This is a genomic window from Streptomyces roseochromogenus subsp. oscitans DS 12.976 (genome assembly GCF_000497445.1).
Taxonomy (GTDB): Bacteria; Actinomycetota; Actinomycetes; order Streptomycetales; family Streptomycetaceae; genus Streptomyces; species Streptomyces oscitans.
Map to the genome: position 1 here is coordinate 5,927,438 of NZ_CM002285.1, position 3,380 is coordinate 5,930,817.

The 3,380-nt window shown below is 57.5% G+C and carries 1 rRNA gene; it reads left to right on the plus strand.

What is annotated here, in order from left to right:
• Positions 1-236: 236 nt before the first annotated feature.
• A 23S ribosomal RNA gene (locus tag M878_RS75255) occupies positions 237-3,358 on the plus strand.
• Positions 3,359-3,380: the final 22 nt, after the last annotated feature.

A 3,380-nucleotide genomic window follows, 5' to 3' on the forward strand; every position in this document is an offset into this window, starting at 1 on the left:
GCTCATGGGTGGAACGTTGATTATTCGGCCGGGATCCTGGGTCGGAGGCTGCTAGTACTGCTCGTCAGAGCGTGGAACGCATGATCTTCGGACGGGGCCTGGCCGGGCACGCTGTTGGGTGTCTGAGGGAACGAACTTTCCTCAGTCGCCGGCCCCAGTGCACTCGGACCTGTTGGTTCGGGGTGATGGGTGGCTGGTCGTTGTTTGAGAACTGCACAGTGGACGCGAGCATCTGTGGCCAAGTTTTTAAGGGCGCACGGTGGATGCCTTGGCACCAGGAACCGATGAAGGACGTGGGAGGCCACGATAGTCCCCGGGGAGTCGTCAACCAGGCTTTGATCCGGGGGTTTCCGAATGGGGAAACCCGGCAGTCGTCATGGGCTGTCACCCTTGTCTGAACACATAGGGCAAGTGGAGGGAACGCGGGGAAGTGAAACATCTCAGTACCCGCAGGAAGAGAAAACAACCGTGATTCCGGGAGTAGTGGCGAGCGAAACCGGATGAGGCCAAACCTACGACGTGTGAGACCCGGCAGGGGTTGCGTCGTGGGGGTTGTGGGATCTCTCTTCCACGGTCTGCCGGCCGTGGGGCGAGTCAGAAACCGTTGATGTAGGCGAAGGACATGCGAAAGGTCCGGCGTAGAGGGTAAGACCCCCGTAGTCGAAACGTCAGCGGCTCGTTTGAGAGACACCCAAGTAGCACGGGGCCCGAGAAATCCCGTGTGAATCTGGCGGGACCACCCGCTAAGCCTAAATATTCCCTGGTGACCGATAGCGGATAGTACCGTGAGGGAATGGTGAAAAGTACCCCGGGAGGGGAGTGAAATAGTACCTGAAACCGTGTGCCTACAAGCCGTGGGAGCGTCGGACATCAGCTTGCTGGTGTCTCGTGACTGCGTGCCTTTTGAAGAATGAGCCTGCGAGTTTGCGGTGTGTTGCGAGGTTAACCCGGGTGGGGAAGCCGTAGCGAAAGCGAGTCCGAACAGGGCGCTGTAGTAGCACGCTCAAGACCCGAAGCGGAGTGATCTAGCCATGGGCAGGTTGAAGCGGAGGTAAGACTTCGTGGAGGACCGAACCCACCAGGGTTGAAAACCTGGGGGATGACCTGTGGTTAGGGGTGAAAGGCCAATCAAACTCCGTGATAGCTGGTTCTCCCCGAAATGCATTTAGGTGCAGCGTCGTGTGTTTCTTGCCGGAGGTAGAGCACTGGATAGGCGATGGGCCCTACCGGGTTACTGACCTTAGCCAAACTCCGAATGCCGGTAAGTGAGAGCGCGGCAGTGAGACTGTGGGGGATAAGCTCCATGGTCGAGAGGGAAACAGCCCAGAGCATCGACTAAGGCCCCTAAGCGTACGCTAAGTGGGAAAGGATGTGGAGTCGCACAGACAACCAGGAGGTTGGCTTAGAAGCAGCCACCCTTGAAAGAGTGCGTAATAGCTCACTGGTCTAGTGATTCCGCGCCGACAATGTAGCGGGGCTCAAGCGTACCGCCGAAGTCGTGTCATTGCAGTATATAGCCCCAACGGGTGCTGTGATGGGTAGGGGAGCGTCGTCTGCCGGGTGAAGCGGCACTGGAAGGTAGTCGTGGACGGTTGACGAGTGAGAATGCAGGCATGAGTAGCGATTCACACGTGAGAAACGTGTGCGCCGATTGACTAAGGGTTCCTGGGTCAAGCTGATCTGCCCAGGGTAAGTCGGGACCTAAGGCGAGGCCGACAGGCGTAGTCGATGGATAACCGGTTGATATTCCGGTACCCGCTGTGAAGCGTCAAACATCGAAACAGGCGATGCTAAGTCCGTGAAGCCGTTCCGGACCCTTCGGGGAATGGAAAGTGGTGGAGCCGACGGACCAGACTTGCAGTAGGTGAGTGATGGGGTGACGCAGGAAGGTAGTCCATCCCGGGCGGTGGTTGTCCCGGGGTAAGGGTGTAGGACGTTGTCCAGGTAAATCCGGGCAGCACATAGTCTGAGACCTGATGCCGAGCCGATTGTGGTGAAGTGGATGATCCTATGCTGTCGAGAAAAGCCTCTAGCGAGTTTCATGGCGGCCCGTACCCTAAACCGACTCAGGTGGTCAGGTAGAGAATACCGAGGCGTTCGGGTGAACTATGGTTAAGGAACTCGGCAAAATGCCCCCGTAACTTCGGGAGAAGGGGGGCCATTCCTGGTGAGAGGACTTGCTCCTCGAGCTGGGGGTGGCCGCAGAGACCAGCGAGAAGCGACTGTTTACTAAAAACACAGGTCCGTGCGAAGCCGTAAGGCGATGTATACGGACTGACGCCTGCCCGGTGCTGGAACGTTAAGGGGACCGGTTAGCTCACTTTCGGGTGGGCGAAGCTGAGAACTTAAGCGCCAGTAAACGGCGGTGGTAACTATAACCATCCTAAGGTAGCGAAATTCCTTGTCGGGTAAGTTCCGACCTGCACGAATGGCGTAACGACTTCTCGACTGTCTCAACCATAGGCCCGGTGAAATTGCACTACGAGTAAAGATGCTCGTTTCGCGCAGCAGGACGGAAAGACCCCGGGACCTTTACTACAGTTTGATATTGGTGTTCGGTTCGGCTTGTGTAGGATAGCTGGGAGACTGTGAAGCCCGTACGCCAGTGTGGGTGGAGTCGTCGTTGAAATACCAGTCTGGTCGTGCTGGATGTCTAACCTGGGTCCGTGATCCGGATCAGGGACAGTGTCTGATGGGTAGTTTAACTGGGGCGGTTGCCTCCTAAAGGGTAACGGAGGCGCCCAAAGGTTCCCTCAGCCTGGTTGGCAATCAGGTGTTGAGTGTAAGTGCACAAGGGAGCTTGACTGTGAGACCGACGGGTCGAGCAGGGACGAAAGTCGGGACTAGTGATCCGGCGGTGGCTTGTGGAAGCGCCGTCGCTCAACGGATAAAAGGTACCCCGGGGATAACAGGCTGATCTTCCCCAAGAGTCCATATCGACGGGATGGTTTGGCACCTCGATGTCGGCTCGTCGCATCCTGGGGCTGGAGTCGGTCCCAAGGGTTGGGCTGTTCGCCCATTAAAGCGGTACGCGAGCTGGGTTTAGAACGTCGTGAGACAGTTCGGTCCCTATCCGCTGTGCGCGTAGGAGTCTTGAGAAGGGCTGTCCCTAGTACGAGAGGACCGGGACGGACGAACCTCTGGTGTGCCAGTTGTTCTGCCAAGGGCATGGCTGGTTGGCTACGTTCGGGAGGGATAACCGCTGAAAGCATCTAAGCGGGAAGCCTGCTTCGAGATGAGGACTCCCACCCACTTGATGGGGTAAGGCTCCCAGTAGACGACTGGGTTGATAGGCCGGATCTGGAAGCCAGGTAACTGGTGGAGGTGACCGGTACTAATAGGCCGAGGGCTTGTCCTCAGTTGCTCGCGTCCACTGTGTT